The organism is Streptosporangium amethystogenes (assembly GCF_000721075.1).
GTDB classification, from domain to species: Bacteria; Actinomycetota; Actinomycetes; order Streptosporangiales; family Streptosporangiaceae; genus Streptosporangium; species Streptosporangium amethystogenes.
In genome coordinates, this window is the sequence record NZ_JOEQ01000150.1 from 1 (window position 1) to 502 (window position 502).

General features: G+C 70.9%; 1 protein-coding gene. It reads right to left on the reverse strand.

The features are described from left to right. A partial coding sequence (locus IG98_RS0144040) for a phospholipid carrier-dependent glycosyltransferase (RefSeq protein ID WP_037973056.1) occupies nucleotides 1–502 on the reverse strand: 502 nt, incomplete at both ends.

The following is a 502-nucleotide window of genomic DNA, read 5'->3' on the forward strand; positions in this document are numbered from 1 at the left end:
GTACGGTCTGCGCAGGCCGATGGCCCGGCGGGCTCCGGCGTCCCAGACCAGGGACATGACCGCGAACGCGACGAGGAAGAAGATCCCCGACCACTTGACCGCGCAGGCCGCGCCCAGGCAGAGCCCGGCCGCGATCCGCCAGGGCCGCAGCCCCAGCCAGGGGCCCTGATCACTGAGCGGCGAGCTCTCGTACCAGTCGACCAGTTTCCCGCGCGCCCAGTCGCGGTCGGCCACCAGGCAGGCGAACCCGGCCAGCACCCAGAACATCAGGAAGATGTCCAGCAGCGCGGTACGCGACAGCACGTAGTGCAGGCCGTCGACCGCGAGCAGCAGCCCGGCCAGGCAGCCCAGCAGGGTCGAGCGGGTCATCCGGCGGGCCACCCTGGCCAGGATCAGGATCGACAGCACACCGACGACCGCCCCGGCGAACCTCCAGCCGTAGGGGGTCATACCGAAGAGCTGCTCGCCCAGACCGATCATCCACTTGCCCAGCGGCGGATGG